Annotated in this window: 1 protein-coding gene; it reads right to left on the bottom strand. The window is 59.0% G+C overall.

Annotated features, from left to right (window positions below; translation table 11 throughout):
• Window positions 1-749, bottom strand: a 749-nt coding sequence (locus QN397_RS26600) for a sensor histidine kinase (RefSeq protein ID WP_416352374.1), incomplete at its 3' end; no start/stop codon positions are given.
• Between the last annotated feature and the right edge of the window lie 21 nt (window positions 750-770).

The raw sequence follows: 770 nt of genomic DNA, 5'->3' as shown, positions 1-770 counted from the left end.
GCACTGTGCCGAATCGCGTTTTCCAAGAGATTGGCGAACACTCGCAGCAGCATTCCTCCGTCCGCGCGCACGAGGTCATGATGGGTATGCATTGATCTTGACGACAGCTGCACGTGCCGGGCCACCGCATATGCTGAAAGTTCCTCGACGCTCTTCGCAAGTAACGATGAAAGGCTCACCACAGCGAATTCGTAGTCGCGGGCCTCCGAGGTCGTAACGCTGATAAAGCTCTGTGCCAACGCGATGGTTCGCTCCGCCTCGCGTCGCACACCGGTCACCAATTCGGCCACGCCCACACGTGACGACTTCATTTCATACAACTCCACCAAGCTCAGGAGGTTGATTTGCGGGCTGCGCAGGTCGTGCCATAAGAAGTTCAGCCACGTGGCCCGCTCGCTTTCGGCTTGTCTTTCTTGAGTCAGCTCGCGAAGCACGACGATCCAGGTCACAGGCGCAGGAGCCGGCACGTCGTCAATGCACGTGGCCTCGATCGAAAATATTTTCCCCAGCGGGGTTTTGTATTCACCGTCGAGCGCCTGCGACCAATGCTCGTTGAGTTCAGGCCTCCGGATGCTGGATTTGCTCTCAAGCTGCGCGATGATTGCCGGGAGACTTTCTTTGGCCGTCGATCGCGTGCCGAGCGAAAGCTCGGGCAGCAGCGCGGCGGCGGCAGCGTTCAGCACGTCGATGCTTCCGTCGGATCGGCACAGCACGACGGCGATGGGAAGTTTCAACAGCGAGAACCGCATGTATGCCTCCAATCGCATGAG

The organism is Variovorax sp. RTB1, from assembly GCF_035018765.1.
Classification (GTDB): Bacteria; Pseudomonadota; Gammaproteobacteria; order Burkholderiales; family Burkholderiaceae_C; genus Variovorax.
Note: the sequence above shows the minus strand (reverse complement) of the source record. Positions and strands in the feature narration are given on the sequence as shown.